Here is a 20,804-nt window from a genome sequence, read left to right on the forward strand (position 1 = left end):
CGCGCCCCCATATCGAAACCGGTACGTTCCGGTACCACAGGGTTCCGGTACGTCCTGGTACCGTTTCGTCGAACGGCGAGATCAGGAGGTGGCGGCCGTGCCGAGGGACGGTGACACCCGCGACTGCGCGCCCCCGGGCGGCGAGCCCGCGCGCCCCGGACGCAGGCTGGACCGCTCCCGCGACGCCGACATTCTCGACGCGACACTCGCGGTCCTCGTCGATGTCGGCTTCGCCCGGCTGACCATGGACATGGTCGCCGCCCGGGCCAAGGCGGGCAAGGCCACGCTGTACCGGCGCTGGCCCTCCAAATCGGAGCTGGTCATCGACGCGGTGGCGCACATGAAGCGCGGTCAGGTCGACCTGGGGCGACTGCCCGACACCGGCTCCCTCCGCGACGACCTGCTCGGGCTGTTCACACCACAGTCGGCCGAGGAGGACGAGCGCAGGCTCAAGGTCATGGCGGGACTGGCCTCGCTGCTCGCCCAGGACCGGGCGCTCGCCGACGCCGGCGTTGCCGCGATCGTCCAGCCGTGGGTCGAGGCCCACCGCGTTCTCATGCGGCGGGCGGCCGATCGGGGGGAGATCCCCGCCACGGCCGACATCGACACGCTCTCGCAGGTCATCCCCTCGTTGGCTGCCTACCGGGCGCTCGTCCAGCGCAAGCCGTTCGACCGGGACTTCCTCGTCTCGATGGTCGACGGTGTCGTGCTGCCGGCGCTGCGCAACGCGCCGCCCCTCGCGGCCGGCCACGCGCCCTGAGAGGCCCGCCTCCCGGCCGAGCCGCGCGTGGGCGTGGACAGCGACGGCCTTCGGCCACGGCCCACGACCTCTCCTCGCGCGCGACGTGGGGCCGGGTCGGGGATCCGTCCCCGCCCCGGCCGCACCGCGTCCGCCGAGGGATCTCCATCCGCCGGGGGAGGGGACGGGAAGACCGTCCGGGAGCGGGCGTCCGCCGGCCGGCCTCCTCGCCTCGGGAGGCACGGGAACCGGGTGGCCTGGAAGGGGTGGATCGTCACCCGGTGACGCGGCTTCCAGGTGGCGGTGAGCGACCGGCCCCCGGATCTGCCGATCCGCCTGTCGTGCCGGGAGGCCATCGGATTCCGGCGACCCGGCCGTGCGCGCCCCGCCCGAAGCGGCGTCCAGGCCGACGCTCCGCCGTCGTCACGGTGGAAACCATCTGCGGGAAAAACGGAGCGAAGCACTCCGTTTGGCACTAGGATCGCGCCATGACCGAGCGCACCCGGACAGCCCCACGTCAGGCCGAGGCCGAACGCAACGACCGGGCCCTGCTGGAGGCCGCCAGACGCGCGCTCGCGCTGGACGGCGCCCACGCCTCGGTGGCCGCGATCGCCTCCCGGGCCGGCGTGGGCATCGGCAGCCTCTACCGCAGGTACCGCACCAAGGAGGAGCTGTTCCAGCGGCTGTGCGTCCTGGCCCTGGACCACTGGATCGACGCGGCCGAGCAGGGACTGGCCCACGAGGATCCCTGGGCGGGGATCGTCCACCACGTCAGCGCCTGCGTGGACTTCGGTCCGGGAACGATGGCGCCGATCGCGGGCACCATCGAGGTCACCGAGGAGATGGCGGCCAGGGCGGACCGCTGCGACGAGGTCACGCGGGCGCTGGTCTCCCGCGCCCACGCCGCAGGGGTCCTGCGGCCCGATGTCACCGCCACCGACCTGTATCTACTAGTGGAACAGCTCGGCAGATCCCCCCTGCCCTGGCAGATCGCCGACCAGGGACGCGACGAGCTGCTCGGCGCCGCCACCGAGGCCAGGGCCCGCGTCGTCGCCATCGCCCTTGAGGGGCTGCGGGCGGGGACGGTCACCCCGTTGCCCGGGCGTCCGCCCGATGCCGGGTTGCTCCGTGACCGTTGGGAGCCGCTTCCCGCCGCCGGGTGAGCGTGGGGACGCGAAAACCGTTTCCCGCGGGGAGGCGGGGCGCGTTAGGGTGCGTCCATGGCGTCCCCTCCCCGCGATCCGCTCGCGCACCTGGACGACTCCGAACGACGGGTCTTCCACGTGGCCACCAACTCCGAACGTGAAACCCTCGAAGCCTTCCTCGACTTCTACCGGGGCGCGATCATCCGCAAGGTCGTCGGGGTGAGCGAGGCCGACGCCCGTCGACGTCCGTTGCCCTCGGCCACGAGCCTGGCGGGCCTGCTCGCCCACCTCTGCCTGGTCGAACGGAACTGGTTCCAGCGCGTCCTCCCGAACCGGACCGCCGAGGAGGCCGGTATCGACCTGGACGGCGCGGACACGGTCTGGGAGGTGCCCGAGTCCACCACCGTCGCCGAACTGGTGGCGGAGTACGAACAGACGTGCGCGCAGTCGCGGGCCATCTCCGTCGGTTACGCCCTGGACGACATCGGGACACACGAGCTCCTCGGCCCGGCCTCCCTGCGCTGGATCCTGATCCACATGATCGGAGAGACCGCGCGTCACGCGGGGCACGCCGACATCCTCCGGGAGAAGATCGACGGCGCGACGGGGATCTGAGAGGTAGCCGGGACGCCCACGCGCCCGTTCGCCTCCGCCCCCTTCCCGCCCGGTTGGAGGCGGTCCGGGCGCGCCGGGTCTCCTCTCCGAGGGGGCAGACACGCACCGGGCCGATCCGCACCACGGCCCGTCCGGAACCGGCCGATGCGGGTCCGCCCCCGAGGTGGACGCTTGAACGGGCGGATCGCCCGCCTCGGACTCCGCGCGACGTCACCTTCCGACAGGTCCGACGGTGCTCGTCGCGGCCCTCACGGACGAACGGATCCCGCCCGCTTCGCCGAGGGACGAAGACGCCGCCGCGGACGTCGCGCCCGCGCTGGGGGTGCCGTCGCCGAGCCCCCGCCGCCGGTCGCGCCGGACGCCTCCCACGATGGGGCCGCTGTCGCCCGGGCCGCGCGACCGCTCGATGACTGTTCGCGCAGGCAGGCCGAGTTGGTCGCCGAGGTGCGATCCGGATACCGTGCCGCCATGGCGACCGAAGGTCTGACGGATCTCGAACAGGAAGCGTGGCGAGGGTTCCTGGTGACCCACGACCGCCTCTGGCGCGCGCTGGCGGCGGGGCTGGCCCCGCTGAACGTGAGCATGGCCGAGTACAGCGTGTTGAGCCTGCTCCACGAGGCCGGACCGGACGGCATGCGCATGTCCACCCTCGCTCAGCGCCACCTGATGTCCAGCGGCGGATTCACCCGCCTCGCCGATCGCCTTGAGAACCGCGGGCTGATCGAACGCCGGCGGTCGGCCGTCGACGGCCGCGGCTTCGACGTGACCCTGACCGAGGACGGACGGGCGCTGATACGCCGGGCACGGCGTCAGCACCACAGTGACCTGCGCGAGCTCTTCTTCAGCCGGCTCGACGACGACCATCTCCGTGGTCTCGCCGAGGTCTGGGCCCTTCTCGACCCCGACAGCGACGCCGACACCGAGGCGGCGCGCGGGAACGGAGCGGCGGTCTCCTCCTAGCGCGCCGCTCCGTTCCCTTCGCCGGCCGCCCCGGAGCCGCCCGGGTCGGGGGAGAGGAGGATCAGGCGCCGTTGACCGGGGCCCGGTCCAGCACGTGCACGCCGATGGCCGCAAGGCGGTCGAGGTGCTCGAAGTCCTCACGCGCCTCGGCCGCACCGACCTCCAGGAAGTAGCTCTGGCTCTGACCCGGGCTCCACAGGAGGGTGACGTCCCCGACGTCATCGAGGCTCTGGAAGGTGTGGGCGACGTTGCGCGGCCCGTAGACGACCGCTCCCGGCCCGACGTCGTGGGTGGTCGCGGTCGCCAGGGACTCGCCTCCGATCCAGAAGCGGAACCTTCCGCCGTTGATGATCCAGATCTCGTCCTCCTGGGTGTGCAGGTGGAAGGGGGGTGCGTCCTCGGGCCGTATCGCCCGCTGGCGGGTCATGAAGTACCTGCCTCCCGTCATCTCCGCCCGGAGGATCACCTCAAGGTCGGTGGTGTAGTAGGCGTGGTGCTCCACCTTCTCGGGCGGTGACACGACGGGGATTCCGAAAGGGGTCTCAGCGCCGTCCTTGACGTCCACAGGGCTCACTCCTCGACCGTTCCACAAATATTTGTCTGCGCAGACAAATATTATTTCCGGGTGGGTCCTCCCGCAAGGCCCGCCCGGCCTTCGCGATCGTCGGCGCGGCGGGGAGGGAGCATGGGGGAAGACGAATCGGGGTGAGCGAGGTGGCGCCCCGCCCTCGCCTCATGTTGAGGAGACGCTCGGTCACCGCCACCGCGTCCCGCCTCGTGGAGGGGGAGCCGCGCTCCGGCCCCCCAGGCGGCACGGGGGCCGAGACCTCGGGCCACGGGCCTCCCCACGGCGCAGGCCCGGGTCTCGACCAGACGCGCCCGATCCGCCTTACCCGGCGGCGCGGCGGAACCGGTACCACTTCGGCGAGGTCCGGTTCATCGGCCACCCCAGGCCGGCGGTGTCCGCGTCCTCGACCTCGAGAAGCTCCCACCCCGGGAACGCGGCCTCGACCTCCGCCCGCGCGACGCCCTCGACGAGCCGCTGATACCGCGAGGGGCCGAAGGCGAGCAGCAGCAGGGTGGCCCCCGGCGTGGCGAGCGCCGTCACACCCCGTCCCTCCGCGGCCCGCTGCCCCGTGTCGAGGCCCTGGAAGCAGCCGATGTCGAGGAAGAGGTCGAAGGTGCCCAGCCCGGCCGGATCGAGGTCGGTCACGTCGCCCACGACGTAGGTGATCCCCGCCGGTCCTTTACGCCGGGCGGCCTCGATCGCCTCCGGCACGATGTCGACGCCCACCGCCTCCCACCCGCGCCGGGCCAGCTCGGGGGTGAACTGCCCGCGTCCGCACCCCACGTCCAACGCCCGTCCGGGGCCGTTCGGCCGCCCGGCCGCCTCACGGTCGAGCAGGACGCCGAGCTGTGCCCCGCCCGCGGCCCCGTAGCGCTCCCACGGAGTGAAACCGAGACGGTACATCCACCTGTATTTCGTCATGGCCTCAACGTAGATCCGCCTCTCGGGACCCTCCTTTCGACCCCTGCCATCCGGCACCGGAGCGGTCCTCGGCGGGTCCGGGAGGCGGCGATGCGCCGTCGAAGAGGGGACGGCGCCGGACCGAAGGGCGCCGGGGCCGGCCCCGGCGAGATGACCGATGGCGCGTGCTCGCTCGATGCTCGGTCCTTCGGGGGGAGCGGCAAGCGCATGATCTCCGGTGGAACAGCGCCGGTGTCACCACCGGTGTCGGTGCTGGTGGGGTCGGGTAGCGGCGCCAGTGACGTGAGCGGGGCGCGGCTCTGTTCGGCGCGGACGCGCTCGCCCAGGCCGACTCCGCCCATGGCCATCGTCGCGACGTGAGCGCCGGCCGATGTGCCAACGGCGGACCGAGCAGACCGAGAGGGGAAGTCCCGCGTGCTCGCTCAGGCGGCGAGTACACCGTCTCCCAGGCGATGTCGGCCCAGCCGCCTCCGCCGAGGAACAGTCCGGTGTTCGAGTCCGGCCCCTTGCGCGGGTGGGGTGGTGGTGGTCGAGGGCGGGCGCTCCCCAGGTGCCGACCGTTGGGGGTCTAGGGGGCTGTTTCGGTCCCGGGGTCGAAGGGGACGCCGGTGAGCTGTTCGTTCGCCGTCCACAGCCGCCTGGCCGCATCGATGTCGTTTGCCCCTGTGGGGAGCTTGGCGGGTTTGGGGGTGTCGGAGGTCTGGTCGCGGCCGGCCGGGCCGATGAACTGTCCGGAGCTGACGTGCCTACTGGTCGCTGCGTACAGGGAGGGCCAGGCGGCACCGTCGGCCGATCCCATGAACAGGCGCGCGGCGACCGGCGTGACGATGCGGGAGAGCATCCCGGTGCCGTGCTGCTGGAGTCCGGTCATCGCCGAACCCGGGTGGACGACGAGTGCTGCGAGGCGGCTGAGTGCGGTCCGGCGGGCGAGTTCGAGGGTGTAGACGATGTTGGCGCGCTTGGACTTCGCGTAGGCGCCCATGGCTCGGTAGCTCTTCTCGCTCATCAGGTCGTCGAGTCTGCCCATCGGCCATCGTGCGGCGATGGCGCTGACGGTGACCACGCGTGGTGTGGGGGAGCGGCGTACGGCGGGCCAGACCTGGGCGTCGAAGGCGAAGTGGCCGAGGTGGTTGGTGCCGACCGTCATCTCGAAACCGTCGCGTGTCAGCTGCCGCTCGGGCAGGTTCATCACGCCGGCGTTGTTGAACAGCAGGTCGATCGTCTCGGTCTCGGCGATTCGCGTGGCGGCGTCGCGGATGGAGGAGAGGTCGGCGAGGTCGAGTACCAGTGTGCCGGTCCGGACCCCGGATGCGACGGCGCGCACGGTCTCGGCGGCCTGATCCAGTCTGGTCTGGCCGCGTCCCGCCAGGATGACGCGGGCGCCGTGCCGGGCCAGGACGCGCGCGGTCTCCAGTCCGATCCCGCTGCTCCCGCCGGTGATCAGCGCGGTGCGGCCGCTCTGGTCGGGGATGTCGTCAGGCGTCCAGTGGTTCATCTCTGTGCCTCTCCGTCGGTTCGTTGTGTGCTGTGCGCGCGTCATCCAGCGCTCGGAAGGGTCGTGAGTCGAGCTGGAGAAGCAGTCCGAGGATGCCCTCGGCGAAGGCGCCTTCGCCGATCCCGTGGTTCTTGACGCGGTACACGGCGGTGCCCGGCTATGGGGCGTGCGGGGGCGGCGCCCACGAAGGCGCCGGCGGCGTGGGCCGCCATGACGTTCTTGTAGGCGTCGACGCCGTGGTGCTCGCCCGGGCTGCCGCAGCCTCAGATCATGTCGCCGGCCCAGAGCTCGTCGATCGTGTCGAGGTCGCCTCCGTTGACGACTTCGTCGACGAGGCGACTGACGACCGCGATGTCCGCTTCGGCGCTTGCGGCGGGGCCCATGGTGTTCTCGCTTTCAGGGGTGCTGTGGCAGCCCCCTTACGTCAGGAGAAAGCTACGTACATCGGCGCGTGAAGCGGCCCGGACGGTGACCGGCCACCTGGCCCAGGAGGTCTTCTGTGGCGCACCTTCAACATAAGAGACCGATGGTCTGATGTCAAAAGACCGGCAGTCTGTAATATGGGGGCATGACGAACTTCCAGCGGGCCCGCAGTGAGGAGCAGCGCGAGATCCGGCGCCAGGCGGTACTGGACACCACCGCGACCATGCTCGAGGAGATGCCCGCCGGCGCCGTCAGCCTCAATGAACTGAGCCGCCGGGTCGGGCTGGCGAAGTCCAACGTGCTGCGCTACTTCGAATCCCGCGAAGCGATCCTGCTGGAGCTGCTGGACCGCGCCTGGCGGCAGTGGATCGCCGACCTGCCCGCCCTCCTCGACGCCGGCATCGATCAGGCGGCGTCCGTGGAGCGGCGCACGGAGCAGTTCGCCGCCGCCGTCGCCCGCTCCCTCGCCGAGCGCCGGATTCTGTGCGACCTGCTGAGCTCTCAGGCGGGCGTGCTGGAGCACAACGTCTCCGCCGAGGTAGCCGCCCGCTACAAGCGCGCGGCCGTGGCCAACGTCGCCGCCACCGCCACGCTGGCCGGCCGCTACCTGCCCGAACTGGGCGAGGACGCCCCGCAGCTCACCGCAGCCATGATCATGGCCATCGGTGCCGTATGGACGCACGCCCACCCCTCCGAGGCGATGCTCGCCGCCTACCAGGCCGACCCGTCACTCACCGCGTTCAAGCCGGACTTCGTCACCGCCCTGCACGACATGCTGGCCACCCTCACCGCGGGCACCATCGCCCGCTCCTCCTGTTGACCCGCTCTTCGGCCTGCGCGGCGACCCCGAGATGGACCTCTGCGAGCCGCTGCCGAGGGTGTTCCTCATCGGCTCCCGCGCCGGTTACAACGGGACGGGGTTCGCCCACCGGCCCGGGCGCTACGGCGCCCTACGCGACGTGTCCCCGTCCGAGGAGCACGCCCGCATCACGTGGGACGGCGCCGCCGCCATCGGGGACGATCCCAAGACCACCGTCGACCATGCGTGGCGTCTGCGCCGGGCGTCGCACGGCCGCGGGTCACTCCACGATCCCGTTGCGGTAGGCCCAGGCGGCGATCTCCACCCGGTTGCGGGCGCGGAGCTTGGTCTGGACGTTGGTCAGGTGCCGTTTGACCGTTCCCAGTGACAGGTACAACCGGTCGGCGATCTCGGCGTTGGTCAGCCCCTGGGCCACGGCGCGCACGACGTCGAGCTCCCGCGGGGTCAGACCGCGGGTGTCGGAGGCGACCCGACGGCCGCCGGAACCGGGGCCACGCGACCGGGCGAGCCGTTCGAGCAACCGGACGGTGATCGCCGGGGACACCAGCGCGTCACCGCGGGCGGCCGCGCGCACCGCCTCGACCAGCAGGGCCGGCCCCGCGGACTTCAGCACGAACCCGGACGCCCCGTTCTCCAGGGCGTCGTCGACGTACTCGTCGATGTCGAAGGTGGTGACCATGACCACGCGCAGTGGGTCGGCGACCCCCGGCCCCGACAGGCGGCGGACCACCTCCAAGCCGCTGAGCCCGGGCATCCGGATGTCGAGCAGGCTGACGTCGGGGCGTAGCTCCTGGGCGAGTCGCAGGGCCTCGCCGCCGTCCGCCGCCTCGGCCACCACCTCGATGTCGGGCTGGGCCTGCAGGATGTAGCGGAACCCCGTGCGCACCATCCGCTGGTCGTCGGCCAGCAGAACGGTGATGCTCACCCGCCGCTCCTTCCCGCCACCGGGGCGCGGCCGGTCGGCAGGACGGCGACGACACGCCATCCCGTCCCCTCGGGGGCCGGGCCCGCGTCGAGGGATCCGCCCAGGAGCGCGGCGCGTTCGGCCATGCCGACCAGCCCATACCCGCCGCTGCCCGGACCCACGGGGCCGCCCCGGCCGTCGTCGCGCACCTCCAGGCGCGCCCTGCCGGCCGTGACGTCGAGCACGACGGTGATGAGGCCGGCCCCGTGGGCGTGACGGTCGGCGTTGGTCAGTGCCTCCTGGGCCATGCGGACCACCGCCGAGGCGACCTCGCGGGGCAGGAGCCCGGGGTCCCCGGTGATGCGCACCTCGACCCGGGCCCGCGAGCCGCCGCCCGGACGGCACAGCGCACGCAGCCCTTCGGCCGCGTCCGGCAGGTCGGCGGAGACCGGGTGGCCACCGCGTAGAGCGGTGACCAGCCGCTGCATCGCCTCCAGGGCGTCCAGTCCCGCCCGTTCGATGTCGGGCAGCGCCGCCCGGGCCAGGTGCGGGTCGTCGACGTAGCGCAGGGCCTGGGCCTGCACCACGATCCCGGTGACGTGGTGGGCGACCACGTCGTGCAGGTCGCGGGCCAACGTGTCGCGTTCCTCCTGGCGTACCCGCTCCACCTGCCATCGGCGCCGCTCGACGCGCCAGCGCAGGTAGAGGCCGGGAGCCAGTAGGAACAGCAGGACCAGGGCCGCGTCCAGGTCGGCGGGCCGGCCCGCGCGCAGCGTCTCCGACAGCAGCGGCGCGGCCAGCGTCAGCGCCGCCGCGACGGCCACCACCCACGGACGGCAGCGGTAGGCGATGAGGGAGACCGCTCCCACCATCGCCAGCACCTCGGCCAGGCCGTCGGGGTGGCCCGGCGTGTCCCCCGGGGCGAGGTGGTAGGCGAGGGAGACCAGTGACGTGGTCAGCAGCGCGCAGATCCCCAGGAGCCCGGTACGCCGGGGAGAGGCGCCCGGGGGGAGCGCCCCGAGCGTCAGCAGCGCCATCACCGCGCCCGACACCACCGGCGGGTACGCCCACCATCCCCCGACGTGCGGCAGAGCGGACCGGTCCACGGCGTGGACCAGGTCGATCGCCCAGGCCGCGGCCAGGACCGCCGCGGCCCCGGCGACCGCGACGGTCGCCGGGACCGACGGCCCCCACCGTGGCCCCGTTGCGGCGCGTGCTCTCGGTTCTCCAGGCATACCGGCAGGTTACGGGCGCCCGTGCGCGTTGCGGATCATCCGTTCGGCCCATATGCCGCGCCAGAACGAGCCGAACGGGCGACGCGCGCGCCCGAGCCCAGGCTCCACCGTGGGTCGTGCCGGTTCCACCGGCACGACCCGTCCGACCGACCCTTTGGAGAACCCTCGTGTCCCCGGTCCCCGGATCCGCCCGCCCGGCACGTGTGCTCGTGCCCCTGGCCTGTCTCGCCGCGCTCGCGACCGCCCTGGTCGTGTTCGCGGTCCTTCCCCGCACACCGCCCGCGACCGCCGCGCACAGCGGTGACGCCGCCCTCGCCGCGGACCTGCGCCGGCTGCTGCCCGACGACACCGCGGTGGGGGTCTCGGTGGCCCTCACCGAGGACGGCCGGACCCGCGAGGCGGGTCTGGGAACCCGTGACGGCGCCGCCCCGGTCGGCCCGGACACCGTGTTCGAAAGCGCCTCGATGCAAAAGCTCCTCACCGCGACCCTGCTGGCCGACATGGTGGAATCCGGTGAGGTCGGCCTCTCCGCCACCCTCGGGGAACTGTGGCCGGCCACCGACTTCGCCGACGAGGCGGTCGCCGGCATCACCCTGGAGCAGTTGGCGACCCACACCTCCGGTCTGCCCTCCATCCCGTTGGGGAGCGACCCGGGCCTGTACGCGGCCCTGCCCGAGTACGCGCTCGGCGGTGACGCCTACGCCTGGCTCGACGACCCCGTCGCGACCGCCGCGCGGATCACCGGCGTCTCCCCCGGGGAGGAGTACGGATACTCCAACCTCGGCTACGCCCTCCTCGGCCGGTCTCTGGCGCGCGTCGCCGGGCAGGACTACGCGGACCTGCTGACCGAGCGCGTGCTGGACCCCTTGGGCATGGAGCACACCATCGTGTCCCCCTCCGGCGCTCCCGACGGCGCGGCCCTGCCCTATCGGGCCCCGTCCCAGCCCGTCGCCGTCTGGTCCAACCCCGGCTACGCCCCGGTGGGAACCGGGACGTGGACCACGGCCTCGGATCTGACGGCGTTCCTGGCGGCCTCGATGGGGGAGGCCACGGCGCTGACCGAGCTGACCCACGCCCCCCGCGTCGAGGTCGACGACTACCGGGCCTACGACGGTCACGTGGGGCTGGGGTGGATGCTCTGGCGGGTCGACGGCGTCGAGATCGCCTGGCACAACGGGCTGAACAGCGGAACCAGGAGCTTCGTCGCGCACACCGGTGACGGCCGTTCGGTCGTGGTGCTCGCCAACTCCACCCGCGTCCCCGTCGAACAGGTCGGTTTCGCCCTTCTCGGTCTGGAGGTCCCCGAGTTCGCCGAGGACGGCGCCGTCGCCCCGCTCCCGATCCTGGTGTCCCTGGTCCTCGCGGTGGGGACTCCCGCCGCCGTGCTCCTGCGGTTGTCCTGGCGTCCCCGCGGCTCCCGGCCGGGACGCGGATTGGACCGTTTGGGGATTGTCTCCTCCCTGCTCGTCGGCACCGCCCTGTGGTTGGCGGCCCTGCGCATCGGTGAATGGGGGGTGCTGCCCGTCGGAGTGTGCGCCGTCGGCGCAGGACTGCTCGCCGCGGCCATGGTCGTGGCCGCGGGCCGTTGGGGGCGGGCCCCCTGGGCCCGGGGCGGGCGCGCCTGGGCGCGCGGTCTCCTCTTCGCCGTGGTGGTGGTCCCGGCCGGCGCCCTGCTGGGGGTGGAGGTCACGGTGTTCGCGCAACTGCCCTGACCGGTGCCGTCCGCGCCGCCACGCGCGGACGGCGCCCCGGCCGGTTCAGGCCGGCAGTCGGCGGACCCGCACGGTGTTGTCCGTGCGGGTGAACTGCTGTCCGTCGGGTCCGGTCTGGACGCGCTCGTGCTCCTCGCACACCAGCACCTCCCACTGCCCTTCGGCCAGTTCCAGGGAGTCGAGCACCTCCCGCGGACCGGGCAGGTGGACCTCCTGGGCGTGGCCGTCCGCCCAGGGGGCGGGGCCCGAGTGGCCCACCACCAGGAGCGTTCCACCGGGGGCGACGGCGGCGGCGGCCCGGCGCAGGATCAGCTCGCGCGGCATGTCCCAGGGGGAGTGCAGGAAGCAGGAGGAGACCAGGTCGAAGGTCCCCTCGGGGAAGGTCTGTTCGAGGTCGTGGCGCTGCCAGTCGATCCGGTCGGCGACGCCCGCGGACCCGGCGTGGTCGGCCGCGCGTCCCAGGGCGACGGCGGAGATGTCGGTGGCGGTGACCCGCCACCCCCGTCCGGCCAGCCATATGGCGTCGGCCCCCTCACCGCACCCCAGGTCCAGGGCGCTGCCCGGCGCCAGGTCGGCGACCTCACGGACGAGCGCGGCGTTGGGCTTCCCGCTCCACATCCGGGCGTTCTCCCCGTAGCGCCCGTCCCAGTACTCCGCTCCCGACGTGCCGTGGTGCTCATGTGACTGGTGGTGGTGCATCGGCTTTCCGTTTCTTCTGTTCGGTGGGTGGCCGGGCGAGGTGGGACGGCCACCACCACGGGTCGGGTGGTCGAACGAGACGGGTTCCGGCGCCGTACGCCTCGGTCGGGCGCTACGGAGGCCCGTGTCCCGGCTCGTATCCACATGGTGCGTCTTCCGCGCGATCCCGGCCATTTCAATTGCCGAAACGGCAAACCGCGCTGACGTCACGCCTCCCGGCGCACCGTCCCCCTAAGGGGTGAGGCCGCAACGGGCGGCGCCCCAGAGAGCGAGGAGGACACGGTGGATCCATGGTCGGTGCTGGTGGCCGGACTGATCATCGAAGTGGCCGGACTGGTGGCCCTGTGGGCGCGGCTGGAATCGCGGGAACGGACCCGCCGCCACGACAGCACGGCCAGGGTGGACGTCGCGCAGGTGGTGGCCCGCGGGGGACGGGTCACCGAGTACTACCCGGACGGCGGCCGCAAGGTCGTGATCGAGGTCCGGACCCTCGACCAGAGAAAGTGACACGCGTCACAGGAAACGGCGTCACGGATCAGCGAGACAGCGTCCCAATAGGGGTGAAGGAGCGGATCGTAAAAGAAAGGAATCGTGTGGGGGGTCGGTACAGGAACGGCACGGCGGGGCCGTGCCGTACGGAGACGCACGGGGAGTCTCCGCAACCTCTGGGGAGAGCGAAGACCTCGCGCTGCCCGCGACCGGAAGGGAACCCCCATGGCCGACGATCTGCCCAACGGCATCACGACGGACCACCTTGACATGGCGGCGAGCATGGCCGGCCCACTGCACATCAGCGAGGGAGGCACCCACCAGGACGCCGAGAACGCGGTCTTCTACGCGGTGACCGAACTGTGGAGGCGCGAACGCGAGGAGCCCGGTTCGATCCGGCATCACCGGGCCTGGATGTGGCAGGCGGCCCGACGCCATCTGCGCCGCGCCCTGGAGAAGGCCCGCGCCGAGCTGGCCGTCGAGCGGCTTCCCGAGCCACCCGACCACGAGGAGACCCGCCCCGAGGCCGTGCACGCCCGCGAGGAGTCCACGCGCCGAGCGCGAGAACTGGTGGCCGCGCTGCCGCCGGGCGAACGGGCCGCGGTGGCCCTGCGGCACTTCGCCGATCTGGAAACCCACGAGATCGCCGAGGCGCTGCGGATCAGCGAGGAGGCGGTGCGTGCCCGGCTGAGCCGCGGACACCGCGGGCTCAAGAGGATTCTCAAGGAGGGAGGCGTTCGCGATGACCGGCGAGCCGCCGCAGGACGACGAACTGGAGGCCGTCTTCACCCGGGCCCGTGAGGAGCTGAAGGCACAGTGGCGGGAGCGGCTGACCCGCCGGCTCGTCTCCGAGGCCGAGCAGGGCGACCCCACGGCACGGGAGATCGTGGCGGCCCTTCGACTGGAGCCGTGACGCCATCGGCGTGAGCCGGCCGCCTCCCTTCCCGGTGACAGGGGCGCGGGGGTCGACGGGAACGGCAGAAGCGGGGAGACCCGCCCTCCGCCCGCGCCCCGGCGCGGTGGGAGGGCTCAGAGGGCGGCGAAGCGGTCGAGCGCGTCGCGGATGTGGGCGTGCATCGCGCCGCCCCCCAGGTGTCCCGCCTCGTCCTCGACGATGAGGCGGACCCCCGGCCAGGCCCGCGCCAGCTCCCAGGCGGTGGTGAGCGGGCTGCCCAGGTCGAGGCGGCCGTGGACGAGGACGCCGGGGATCCCCGCCAGCCGGTGGGCCTCGCGGATCAGCTCCCCCTCCTCCAGCCAGGCGCCGTGGGAGAAGTAGTGTGCGCAGATCCGGGTCAGGGCGAGCCGCGCCTTGTCCGGCCGGCCGGTGTAGAAACCGGGCGAACCGGCCGGCTCCAGGGACAGCACGGCGTCCTCCCAGGCGCACCAGTCGGCCGCGGCCTTCTCGTGTACCCGCGGGTCGGGGTCGTTGAGGAGCCGGGAGTAGGCGGCGACCACGTCGCCGTCGCCCGCCTCGCCGAACGCCCCGGCACGGAACCTGTCCCACTGTTCGGGGAAGAACCGACCGGCCCCGCGGTAGAGCCAGTCGATCTCGGAGCGGCGGGTCGTGGTGACGCCGGTGATGACGATCTCCGACACCCGCTCGGGGTGGCGTTGGGCGTAGGCCAGGATCAGCGTGGAACCCCAGGAGCCGCCGAAGAGCAGCCACCGCTGGACGCCCAGGTGTTCGCGGAGCAGTTCCATGTCCGCGACGAGGTGGTGGGTGGTGTTGTCCCTCAGCCCCCGGGAGGCGGATTCTCCGGCGTGGGGGGTGCTCCGGCCGCAGCCGCGCTGGTCGAACAGGACGACCCGGTAGCGGGCGGGGTCGAACAGGCGGTGGGCCGTCGCCGAGCGGCCCGAGCCCGGACCGCCGTGGACGACGAGGGCCGGCTTGCCCGCGAGGTCGCCGTAGGCCTCCCAGTGGACGCGATGGCCGTCACCGACGTCCAGCACGCCCGAGTCGCCGGGGAGGGCGGGAGGGTGGGGGAGTGGCATGCGGAGTTCTCCTCGGGGGGGGGCGGGACCGGCGCGGGAGTCCCCACGCGGCCCTGTTCGCGGCGGAGCGTCTCGAGGGCGTGGATCCGGTGACGCCCCCGGAGGGACGCTACCGGCGTCCTGCGTCGTCGGGGAGCGCATGGGCCGAACCCGCCCGTCCACGGGGCTCCGGCGTCGTCACCTCGGACGCAGCGCGACGATCGGCACACCGTGTTCGCGGTCGGCGCCGAGGCGCTCGTAGCCGGCCGCCGTCCCGTCGACCTCGTGGCCGATCGCGCGCATGAGCGCCGCGGCGGTACGGGGCCGCGCGCGGGCGTACTCGGCGAGCCGGCGTCCGGACTCCTCGGGGGAGAGGGGGACGGCCCGCCCCTCGTGGACCCGGTGACCCACCTGGAAGCGGATCCGGGGTTCGCGGGTGATGTTGCGCAGCCACTGGGAGCGCGCGCCATAACCCGAGGCGACCAGGAGCCCGCCGGTTTCGGGTTCGCGTCCCACCACCTCCAGCACGACCCGGCGAGGGCGCCCGCTCACCCTGCCGATGTGGGTCACCAGGACCAGACGGCGGCCGAGAAGCCGGCCGAGTCCCACCCGGTAGAGCAGGATCGGGGCGCGAAAGAGCGCGCGTCGCAACGGCGTGCGCGGTGGGCCGGACGGGGTCACGTCCCCGCCTCCTCCGCTAGGAGGTGTCCCGGCAGGAGTTTGACCGCCAGGACCGGGGCGAACCAGGCCAGTTCCGCGGGTGGTGGGGCCAGGGCCGCCACCGCCACCGGTACGAGGACGGCCGCGGCGAAGGCGACCGGACGGCGCAGCGCGGGCGGCGCGATGAGGACGGCCAGGGCTCCCGCCACGATCATGCCGTAGACCAGCGTGGCCGTGGCCCAGCCGACACCGGGGACGGCCCAGGCCAGGACGAACGGGTGGAGGTGGGCGGCGACGAAGGCGAGGTGGTGGCGGGCGGTGCGCCCCGGCCGATGCCAGTGGCGCTTGGCCGCCCGGGTGGCGTTGGCGACGGCGCCGCCGTAGAGATCGACGGCCAGGAGGGCGGTCACCGCGAGCGGGATCGCCGGCAGACCGGCACGGATCCCGGCGACGAGTGCGAACAGGGTCCCGGCGGCCACCGCGAAGGCGCACAGCAGGTACTCGGCCCCGGTGGCCCCGGGGCCGACGAGACGGTCGCCCCACCACCGGCCGGTTTCGGACCGGCTCGTCATCGTCCCTCCTGGGAACGCAGCCCGTCCAGGCACACCTCGATCACCGGCTCGACGAGTTCTTCCAGGGCCACCTCGGGGTCCACCAGCCACTGCAACACGCATCCCTCCACCGCGCCGACCACGACGGCCGCGTGCCCGTCCCCGACGTTCGGCCCCACGTCCCCCTGGGCCTGGGCCTGGCGGAGGAGGTCGGCGATCAGCGCGCGGTACTCGCGGTAGAGCGCGGCCATGTCGAAGGCCGGCCGCGCGGTGTCGCGTCCCGCCGCCCACAGGTCGAGGAGGACCCGGGCGAGTTCGGGGCGTTCGGCCAGGGTGGCCAGGACCGAACGGAGCAGCCCGACGAGCCGGTCCAGCGCGCGCCCCTCGCCGTCCCTCGCCTGTCCCAGTAGGCGCGCCGAATCGGCGGCGAACGCCTCGAAGGCGGCCTCCAGCAGCGCGTCCCGGCTGTCGAAGTAGAGGTAGACGGCGCCCTTGCCGATGCCCGCGGCCCGGGCCACGTCCTCGACGCGCGTGGCGGCGAATCCCTTGGCCGCGAACACGCGGACGGCCGCCGTGAGGATCTCCTCCCGGCGCGCCTCCCGATCGACTCTTCTGGGCATGACCCCTCCATTTATGACTGACTGGTCAGTCATAATACCGGACATCTTCTCGGCCGGCCAAGAAGCCTCGTTGTCCCGCGGCTCCGGCGAGCCGCGGGACAACGAGGTTCCCGGGCTACCGGGCGGCTCGGCGGGTGCCCTGGTGGCCATGCCCGTCGGACCCCGACCGCGCGCCCGCGGGGTTCTCCCAGGCGCCGGGGTCGGCCGGGGAGACGTCCCCGGCGTGAGGACGTCCGCCCAGGACGACGCTGACGCCGCAGCGGACGACCGTGGACGGCCCGCGCCGAACCGTCCACGGTCCCTGTTGTGCGTCGCCCGCGCTCACCGGCCTCTTCCCGCGATCACGCGCGCGGGGGTCACCCCTCGCGACGGCGGTCGTGCTCGCCCTGAGCGGTCAGGACCGCGGGCATGCTGGCCTCCAGATGGTCGATGAGGTCGATCAGCTTGGCGGCGGTGACGTGCCCGAGCCCGGTCAGGCTGTACTCGACCCGCGGAGGCATGACCGCGTGGACGTCGCGGCGGACGAAACCATCGCGCTCCAGGGCCTGGAGGGTCTGGGCCAGCATCTTCTCGCTCACGCCGTCCACCCGACGGCGCAGGGCGTTGAAACGGGCCGGACCCTGGTGGAGCCCGGCCATCACCAGGACCCCCCAGCGGCCGGTGAGGTGCTCCAGGACGGTGCGCGAAGGGCAGGCCCGGGCGAACACGTCGAACTCCAGGTCGCCGGCGTACCGTTCCTCCCCGGTCTCCGACGACGTGATCGGTGCGTTCATGCCATCGATACTAGTGAATCAGCCAGTGCTGCATAAAAGACCGCGTTTTCTTTTCGAAAGTTCAAACCCCCTCACGACGTGCGTGTTCCCGTCGTCTCCCGCATCGGGAAGGGGTCGATGAGCGTCGTCACCGGAGCCGCCGGACGCGCCGCCCGCCCGGGGAACACCTGCGCGAAACCCCCGTTTCGAGCATTCCCCCACTCCTACCGTCCGGGGCGGATCGATCGAGCTCCCCGCCGAGGAGCGGGACACCCGTCGCGGCCGAGCCCCCTCGCGCGCTCACCTGGACCGTTGCGACGCCGACCGACTCGGCTTGGCCGCGCAGCCGCCCACGGCCCGCGCGTTGGGCGTTCTCCGCGCCGACTGGGCGTGCCCCTCGGCAACGCCGTCGTCCATCTCGCCAGGCGGTTCGTGAGCGGCGGTCCCGAGCCGCCCTGCCGACGGCGCTTCGCCCTTCCCATCAAGGGACGCCCGACGCGAGACCGCCGCCGTTCGTGTTGCACCCCGTCAACGGCTACCACCCGTTCCCGCCTCGCCCTGGATGTCAGTTTGATTTGACATTTCCATGGATGTCAATTCAAACTGACATCATGTCCGCGAATCGTCCGTCTTCCATATCGATGTCAGAAGATCCCGCGAAGGGCCTGTGGGCGGTGCTGGCCCTGCGGCGGCTCGCCGAACGCATGGAGGCCAATCACGTGGCCGCCGCTCGACGGGCGGGCTGGTCCTGGCAGCAGATCGGTGACGCCCTGGGCGTCACCCGCCAGTCCATTCACAACAAGTACGGGAAGTGAGGCGGCCATGGTGAGAACAAAACCGCAGTCCGGCATGGGCCAGGTGTATTTGGACGCCAACACCGAGGCCCTGCGCAGAGGCGACCGCAAGGTGAGCACCGAGCACGTGCTCCTGGCGCTGCTGACCGACCCCGGTTCGGCCACCGCCCGGGCTCTAGGAGTGAGCCTGGACGCCGCGCGCGAGGCGCTGGAGAACCTGGACCGGGATGCGCTGGCGTCGGCAGGGGTCCACGCGGCATCCGCCGGCCCGGTCTTTCCCGGCCGGGAACGCGACCGTCTCCCGCTGACCCCGGCGGCCAAGGCGGTCTTCACCGGCCTGGGCGAACAGGCGGGCCGGGAGCGGATCGGTCTCCAGCATGTGCTGCTCGGTCTGCTGTCGCGTCGGCGCCCTGACCCCGCGGCGGTCCTGCTGGACGCGCTCGGAGTGGACCGCACCGCCGTCCGCGCGCGATTGGGCCGGGGCTGAGACGCGATGGGCGCCGCGGCGGAATCCTCCTGCCAGACCGGGACGGTGACCTCCCACGACGGCACCGTCATCGGCTATCGCCGATTCGGGACGGGGCCCGGGGTCGTGCTGATGCACGGGTCGATGATGTCCTCCCACAACTTCATGCGGCTGGGCGCGGCGCTCAGCGGCGATTTCACCGTCTATCTGCCTGACCGCCGGGGCCGGGGAATGAGCGACCCGTACGGACCGGACTTCACGCTGCGGCATGCCGCCGAGGACGTGCGGGCCCTGATGGAGCAGACCGGGGCGCGCAACGTCTTCGGCCTCAGCGCCGGCGCGATCCCGATCCTGCGGTGGGCGCTGACCTGCCCCGAAGAACACAGAATCGCCCTCTACGAGCCGCCACTGCCGGTCGGCGACCACTCTCCGGTGGCGTGGCTCGCCCGCTACGAGCGGGAGATGGCCCAAGGGCGGCCGGGGGCCGCGCTGGTGACCGTCGCCAAGGGCACCAACGACGACGCGTGGATGATCCGGATGCTGCCCCGGGCCGTCCTGGTACCGCTCATGAGCCTGGGAATGCGCGCTCAAGCCCGGCGACCCGACGGCGAGGTGCCCCTTATCGACCTCATCCCCACCATGCGTCAGGAAGCCCGTCTCGTTCTCGACGCCACCGACCTGATCTCCGCGGCCACCACCGTACGGGCCGAGGTCCTTCTGCTCGGCGGTGGCAGGAGCGCGCGGCCCTTCAAGGACGCGCTGGGCGCCCTGCACGCCGCCATCCCGTCCGCCCAGCGGGTGGAACTGCCCCGCCTGGGCCACCTGGCCGCCGACAATGGCGGCCGGCCGGAGCTCGTCGCGCAACGGTTGCGGTGCTTCTTCCATGGCTGAGGCCGGACCGGGCCGAACGGCCGAACCGGTACGGCCCCGCCGTGGTTTCCCGGAGGGCTACCTCTGGGGTGCCGGGACGTCGGCGCTGCAACACGAAGGCTCCCCCCTCGCGGACGGGGCGGGGCAGTCGATCATGTACCGCTGGGCGCACACCCCGGGGCGGGTGCCCGCCGGCCAGGACTTCGACGTCTCGGCCGACTTCTACCGCCGCTTCCGCGACGACGTCCGGCTCATGCGCCAGATCGGGCTGCGCGCCTACAACTTCTCGACGGCCTGGTCACGAATAGTCCCTGACGGCAGGGGGCGGATCAACCCGCGCGGACTCGACTTCTATGACGCGCTGGTCGACACGCTGCTGGAAGCCGAAATCGCGCCCTTGTGCAACCTGTACGTCTTCGATCATCCGGCCGAGCTGGAGGATCGGGGCGGTTGGCTCAATCGGGACATGGCCCGATGGTTCAGCGACTACGCCTCCGTCGTCTACGAGCGGCTGGGCGATCGGGTCCAGTACTGGACGACCATGTGCGAGCCGCGTTTTCTCAGCCATGTCGGCCATGTCGTCGGCTCGCACCCGCCGGAGAAGACCGATATCACCGGTGGTCTGCGCGTCCTGCACCATCTCCTGCTCGGTCAGGGCCACGCGGTCCAGGCGTTTCGGGCCGGCGGGGCCAAGGGCCGGATCGGCGGCCAGCATCTCCTCATCCCGGTCGCCGCCGCCTCGGACGACGAGCGTGACATCGCCGCGGCCGAGCGGGTCGACGCCTATCTCAACCTCAGCGCGCTCGATCCGCAATGGCGGGGCGCCTATCCTCAGGTGCTCATCGATTGGTATGGCGCCGCCTGGCCGGCTGACGGGGTAGGCGATCACGACCTGGAGACCATCGCCGCGCCAGTGGACTTCCTGGGCGTGGACTATTACCTGAGCCTGACCGTCCGACACTCCGTGTCCGATCCGACGGGGCTCTTCAACGCCGGCCTCCAGATGGCCCCGGTCGCCGGCCGAACCGACGCGGACGGGTTGCGCACCGCTCTCAACTGGGCCCGCGATCACTACCGCAATCCCCCCATCCTGCTCTTGGAGGTCGGCCAAGCAGGCCACGACACCGTGAACGGCGACGAGGTCGATGACGTCGCCCGACAGCTTCACCTTCACGACATGCTGGCCGGAACCCACCAGGCGATACAGGACGGCGTCGATGTCCGCGGAAGCTTCGTCTGGTCCCTGCTCGACGGATGGGAGTTCGGCAAGGGGCTGTCAGAGCGGTACGGACTCGTCCACGTCGACTACCGAACCCAGCGCCGGACCGTGAAGAGATCCGGGCGCTGGTATCGCCGAACGATCGCCCGCAACGGATGGGGATGACCCCGCCGCCC

Annotated in this window: 24 protein-coding genes; 13 read left to right on the top strand and 11 right to left on the bottom strand. The window is 72.4% G+C overall.

Translation table 11 applies throughout. The features are described 5' to 3' along the window. Window positions 1-97: 97 nt before the first annotated feature. The 4 genes from B5D66_RS08975 (at window position 98) to B5D66_RS25425 (ending at window position 3,459) form a co-directional block, all read left to right on the top strand. Window positions 98-760, top strand: a complete 663-nt coding sequence (locus tag B5D66_RS08975) for a TetR/AcrR family transcriptional regulator (RefSeq protein WP_078761373.1) — start codon at window positions 98-100, stop codon at window positions 758-760. 467 nt (window positions 761-1,227) lie between these two features. Continuing rightward, window positions 1,228-1,902, top strand: coding sequence for a TetR/AcrR family transcriptional regulator (locus B5D66_RS08980; protein ID WP_078761193.1), 675 nt, complete (start codon window positions 1,228-1,230; stop codon window positions 1,900-1,902). Window positions 1,903-1,959: 57 nt separating this feature from the next. Next, window positions 1,960-2,499: a DinB family protein gene (locus tag B5D66_RS08985; protein WP_078761194.1), complete on the top strand. Its 540-nt coding sequence runs from the start codon at window positions 1,960-1,962 to the stop codon at window positions 2,497-2,499. A 468-nt stretch (window positions 2,500-2,967) separates the two neighbouring features. Then, window positions 2,968-3,459, top strand: a complete 492-nt coding sequence (locus B5D66_RS25425; protein WP_159457240.1) for a MarR family winged helix-turn-helix transcriptional regulator — start codon at window positions 2,968-2,970, stop codon at window positions 3,457-3,459. Window positions 3,460-3,520: 61 nt separating this feature from the next. On the opposite strand, the gene B5D66_RS08995 is transcribed toward B5D66_RS25425, so the two are convergent. The 3 genes from B5D66_RS08995 to B5D66_RS09005 form a co-directional block, all read right to left on the bottom strand. Beyond that, entirely contained in the window at window positions 3,521-4,024 is a 504-nt protein-coding gene (locus B5D66_RS08995; protein ID WP_078761195.1) for a cupin domain-containing protein, read from the bottom strand. 324 nt (window positions 4,025-4,348) lie between these two features. Further along, a complete protein-coding gene (locus tag B5D66_RS09000) occupies window positions 4,349-4,948 on the bottom strand; it encodes a class I SAM-dependent methyltransferase (protein ID WP_235000875.1) in 600 nt (199 codons plus the stop codon). 568 nt (window positions 4,949-5,516) lie between these two features. Next, complete coding sequence (locus tag B5D66_RS09005; RefSeq protein ID WP_078761197.1) at window positions 5,517-6,443, bottom strand: oxidoreductase; 927 nt, start codon at window positions 6,441-6,443, stop codon at window positions 5,517-5,519. A gap of 568 nt (window positions 6,444-7,011) precedes the next feature. Between B5D66_RS09005 and B5D66_RS09010 the strand changes: the two genes are divergently transcribed. After that, window positions 7,012-7,686, top strand: a complete 675-nt coding sequence (locus B5D66_RS09010; RefSeq protein ID WP_078761198.1) for a TetR/AcrR family transcriptional regulator — start codon at window positions 7,012-7,014, stop codon at window positions 7,684-7,686. 259 nt (window positions 7,687-7,945) lie between these two features. Here B5D66_RS09010 and B5D66_RS09015 read toward each other — a convergent pair whose 3' ends face one another. Both B5D66_RS09015 and B5D66_RS09020 read right to left on the bottom strand, forming a co-directional pair. Continuing rightward, window positions 7,946-8,611, bottom strand: a complete 666-nt coding sequence (locus B5D66_RS09015) for a response regulator (RefSeq protein WP_078761199.1) — start codon at window positions 8,609-8,611, stop codon at window positions 7,946-7,948. Further along, complete coding sequence (locus B5D66_RS09020) at window positions 8,608-9,825, bottom strand: sensor histidine kinase (protein WP_078761200.1); 1,218 nt, start codon at window positions 9,823-9,825, stop codon at window positions 8,608-8,610. Before B5D66_RS09020 ends, B5D66_RS09015 begins: the two co-directional genes overlap by 4 nt. Before the next feature lie 167 nt (window positions 9,826-9,992). Here B5D66_RS09020 and B5D66_RS09025 point away from each other — a divergent pair, with 167 nt between their 5' ends. Beyond that, window positions 9,993-11,537 (top strand): serine hydrolase domain-containing protein, encoded by a 1,545-nt coding sequence (locus B5D66_RS09025; protein WP_159457241.1) that lies wholly within the window; start codon window positions 9,993-9,995, stop codon window positions 11,535-11,537. Window positions 11,538-11,582: 45 nt separating this feature from the next. Here the strand turns inward: B5D66_RS09025 and B5D66_RS09030 are convergent, their stop codons facing one another. Then, window positions 11,583-12,236, bottom strand: a complete 654-nt coding sequence (locus B5D66_RS09030) for a class I SAM-dependent methyltransferase (protein WP_078761201.1) — start codon at window positions 12,234-12,236, stop codon at window positions 11,583-11,585. Window positions 12,237-12,518: 282 nt separating this feature from the next. On the opposite strand from B5D66_RS09030, the gene B5D66_RS09035 reads away from it, so the two are divergent. The 3 genes from B5D66_RS09035 to B5D66_RS25430 all read left to right on the top strand — a co-directional run bounded on the left by B5D66_RS09035 (window position 12,519) and on the right by B5D66_RS25430 (window position 13,638). After that, window positions 12,519-12,743 (top strand): hypothetical protein, encoded by a 225-nt coding sequence (locus tag B5D66_RS09035; protein ID WP_078761202.1) that lies wholly within the window; start codon window positions 12,519-12,521, stop codon window positions 12,741-12,743. A 207-nt stretch (window positions 12,744-12,950) separates the two neighbouring features. Further along, window positions 12,951-13,526 carry an RNA polymerase sigma factor gene (locus B5D66_RS09040; protein WP_078761203.1) on the top strand — a complete coding sequence of 192 codons (576 nt, stop codon included), beginning with the start codon at window positions 12,951-12,953 and terminating at the stop codon, window positions 13,524-13,526. Further along, on the top strand, window positions 13,468-13,638 hold the full coding sequence (locus B5D66_RS25430; RefSeq protein ID WP_159457242.1) for a hypothetical protein: 171 nt from the start codon (window positions 13,468-13,470) through the stop codon (window positions 13,636-13,638). The genes B5D66_RS09040 and B5D66_RS25430 overlap by 59 nt, the downstream gene beginning before the upstream one ends. 116 nt (window positions 13,639-13,754) lie before the next feature. Here B5D66_RS25430 and pip read toward each other — a convergent pair whose 3' ends face one another. The 5 genes from pip to B5D66_RS09065 all read right to left on the bottom strand — a co-directional run bounded on the left by pip (window position 13,755) and on the right by B5D66_RS09065 (window position 17,300). Further along, window positions 13,755-14,717 (bottom strand): prolyl aminopeptidase, encoded by a 963-nt coding sequence (gene pip, locus B5D66_RS09045; protein ID WP_078761204.1) that lies wholly within the window; start codon window positions 14,715-14,717, stop codon window positions 13,755-13,757. Window positions 14,718-14,894: 177 nt separating this feature from the next. Then, entirely contained in the window at window positions 14,895-15,377 is a 483-nt protein-coding gene (locus B5D66_RS09050) for a nitroreductase family deazaflavin-dependent oxidoreductase (protein WP_078761205.1), read from the bottom strand. Further along, the gene (locus B5D66_RS09055) at window positions 15,374-15,928 is read right to left on the bottom strand and encodes a hypothetical protein (RefSeq protein WP_078761206.1); all 555 of its coding nucleotides are present in this window, start codon (window positions 15,926-15,928) and stop codon (window positions 15,374-15,376) included. The genes B5D66_RS09050 and B5D66_RS09055 overlap by 4 nt, the downstream gene beginning before the upstream one ends. Then, entirely contained in the window at window positions 15,925-16,527 is a 603-nt protein-coding gene (locus B5D66_RS09060; protein WP_078761207.1) for a TetR/AcrR family transcriptional regulator, read from the bottom strand. Before B5D66_RS09060 ends, B5D66_RS09055 begins: the two co-directional genes overlap by 4 nt. 356 nt (window positions 16,528-16,883) lie before the next feature. Then, window positions 16,884-17,300 (bottom strand): winged helix-turn-helix transcriptional regulator, encoded by a 417-nt coding sequence (locus B5D66_RS09065; RefSeq protein ID WP_078761208.1) that lies wholly within the window; start codon window positions 17,298-17,300, stop codon window positions 16,884-16,886. A gap of 620 nt (window positions 17,301-17,920) precedes the next feature. On the opposite strand from B5D66_RS09065, the gene B5D66_RS09070 reads away from it, so the two are divergent. Genes B5D66_RS09070 through B5D66_RS09085 form a run of 4 tightly spaced genes read left to right on the top strand, consistent with a single transcriptional unit; the run spans window position 17,921 to window position 20,793 of the window. Further along, window positions 17,921-18,094, top strand: a complete 174-nt coding sequence (locus B5D66_RS09070; protein ID WP_394330044.1) for a hypothetical protein — start codon at window positions 17,921-17,923, stop codon at window positions 18,092-18,094. Window positions 18,095-18,101: 7 nt separating this feature from the next. Beyond that, window positions 18,102-18,560: a Clp protease N-terminal domain-containing protein gene (locus B5D66_RS09075; RefSeq protein ID WP_235000876.1), complete on the top strand. Its 459-nt coding sequence runs from the start codon at window positions 18,102-18,104 to the stop codon at window positions 18,558-18,560. Between the two features lie 45 nt (window positions 18,561-18,605). Next, window positions 18,606-19,430: an alpha/beta fold hydrolase gene (locus tag B5D66_RS09080; RefSeq protein WP_235000877.1), complete on the top strand. Its 825-nt coding sequence runs from the start codon at window positions 18,606-18,608 to the stop codon at window positions 19,428-19,430. Beyond that, complete coding sequence (locus B5D66_RS09085; RefSeq protein ID WP_159457243.1) at window positions 19,423-20,793, top strand: glycoside hydrolase family 1 protein; 1,371 nt, start codon at window positions 19,423-19,425, stop codon at window positions 20,791-20,793. Before B5D66_RS09080 ends, B5D66_RS09085 begins: the two co-directional genes overlap by 8 nt. The last annotated feature ends 11 nt before the right edge of the window (window positions 20,794-20,804 follow it).

This window comes from Marinactinospora thermotolerans DSM 45154, assembly GCF_900167435.1.
GTDB lineage: Bacteria > Actinomycetota > Actinomycetes > Streptosporangiales > Streptosporangiaceae > Marinactinospora > Marinactinospora thermotolerans.

Bases quoted from the DNA above. Each gene is read 5' to 3' on its own strand.
- B5D66_RS08980 (WP_078761193.1), top strand. From the start codon at position 1,228: ATGACCGAGCGCACCCGGACAGCCCCACGTCAGGCCGAGGCCGAACGC.
- B5D66_RS08985 (WP_078761194.1), top strand. From the start codon at position 1,960: ATGGCGTCCCCTCCCCGCGATCCGCTCGCGCACCTGGACGACTCCGAA.
- B5D66_RS25425 (WP_159457240.1), top strand. From the start codon at position 2,968: ATGGCGACCGAAGGTCTGACGGATCTCGAACAGGAAGCGTGGCGAGGG.
- B5D66_RS09000 (WP_235000875.1), bottom strand. From the start codon at position 4,948: ATGACGAAATACAGGTGGATGTACCGTCTCGGTTTCACTCCGTGGGAG.
- B5D66_RS09005 (WP_078761197.1), bottom strand. From the start codon at position 6,443: ATGAACCACTGGACGCCTGACGACATCCCCGACCAGAGCGGCCGCACC.
- B5D66_RS09010 (WP_078761198.1), top strand. From the start codon at position 7,012: ATGACGAACTTCCAGCGGGCCCGCAGTGAGGAGCAGCGCGAGATCCGG.
- B5D66_RS09020 (WP_078761200.1), bottom strand. From the start codon at position 9,825: ATGCCTGGAGAACCGAGAGCACGCGCCGCAACGGGGCCACGGTGGGGG.
- B5D66_RS09030 (WP_078761201.1), bottom strand. From the start codon at position 12,236: ATGCACCACCACCAGTCACATGAGCACCACGGCACGTCGGGAGCGGAG.
- B5D66_RS09040 (WP_078761203.1), top strand. From the start codon at position 12,951: ATGGCCGACGATCTGCCCAACGGCATCACGACGGACCACCTTGACATG.
- B5D66_RS25430 (WP_159457242.1), top strand. From the start codon at position 13,468: ATGACCGGCGAGCCGCCGCAGGACGACGAACTGGAGGCCGTCTTCACC.
- pip (WP_078761204.1), bottom strand. From the start codon at position 14,717: ATGCCACTCCCCCACCCTCCCGCCCTCCCCGGCGACTCGGGCGTGCTG.
- B5D66_RS09055 (WP_078761206.1), bottom strand. From the start codon at position 15,928: ATGACGAGCCGGTCCGAAACCGGCCGGTGGTGGGGCGACCGTCTCGTC.
- B5D66_RS09060 (WP_078761207.1), bottom strand. From the start codon at position 16,527: ATGCCCAGAAGAGTCGATCGGGAGGCGCGCCGGGAGGAGATCCTCACG.
- B5D66_RS09065 (WP_078761208.1), bottom strand. From the start codon at position 17,300: ATGAACGCACCGATCACGTCGTCGGAGACCGGGGAGGAACGGTACGCC.
- B5D66_RS09070 (WP_394330044.1), top strand. From the start codon at position 17,921: ATGTCAGAAGATCCCGCGAAGGGCCTGTGGGCGGTGCTGGCCCTGCGG.
- B5D66_RS09075 (WP_235000876.1), top strand. From the start codon at position 18,102: ATGGTGAGAACAAAACCGCAGTCCGGCATGGGCCAGGTGTATTTGGAC.
- B5D66_RS09085 (WP_159457243.1), top strand. From the start codon at position 19,423: ATGGCTGAGGCCGGACCGGGCCGAACGGCCGAACCGGTACGGCCCCGC.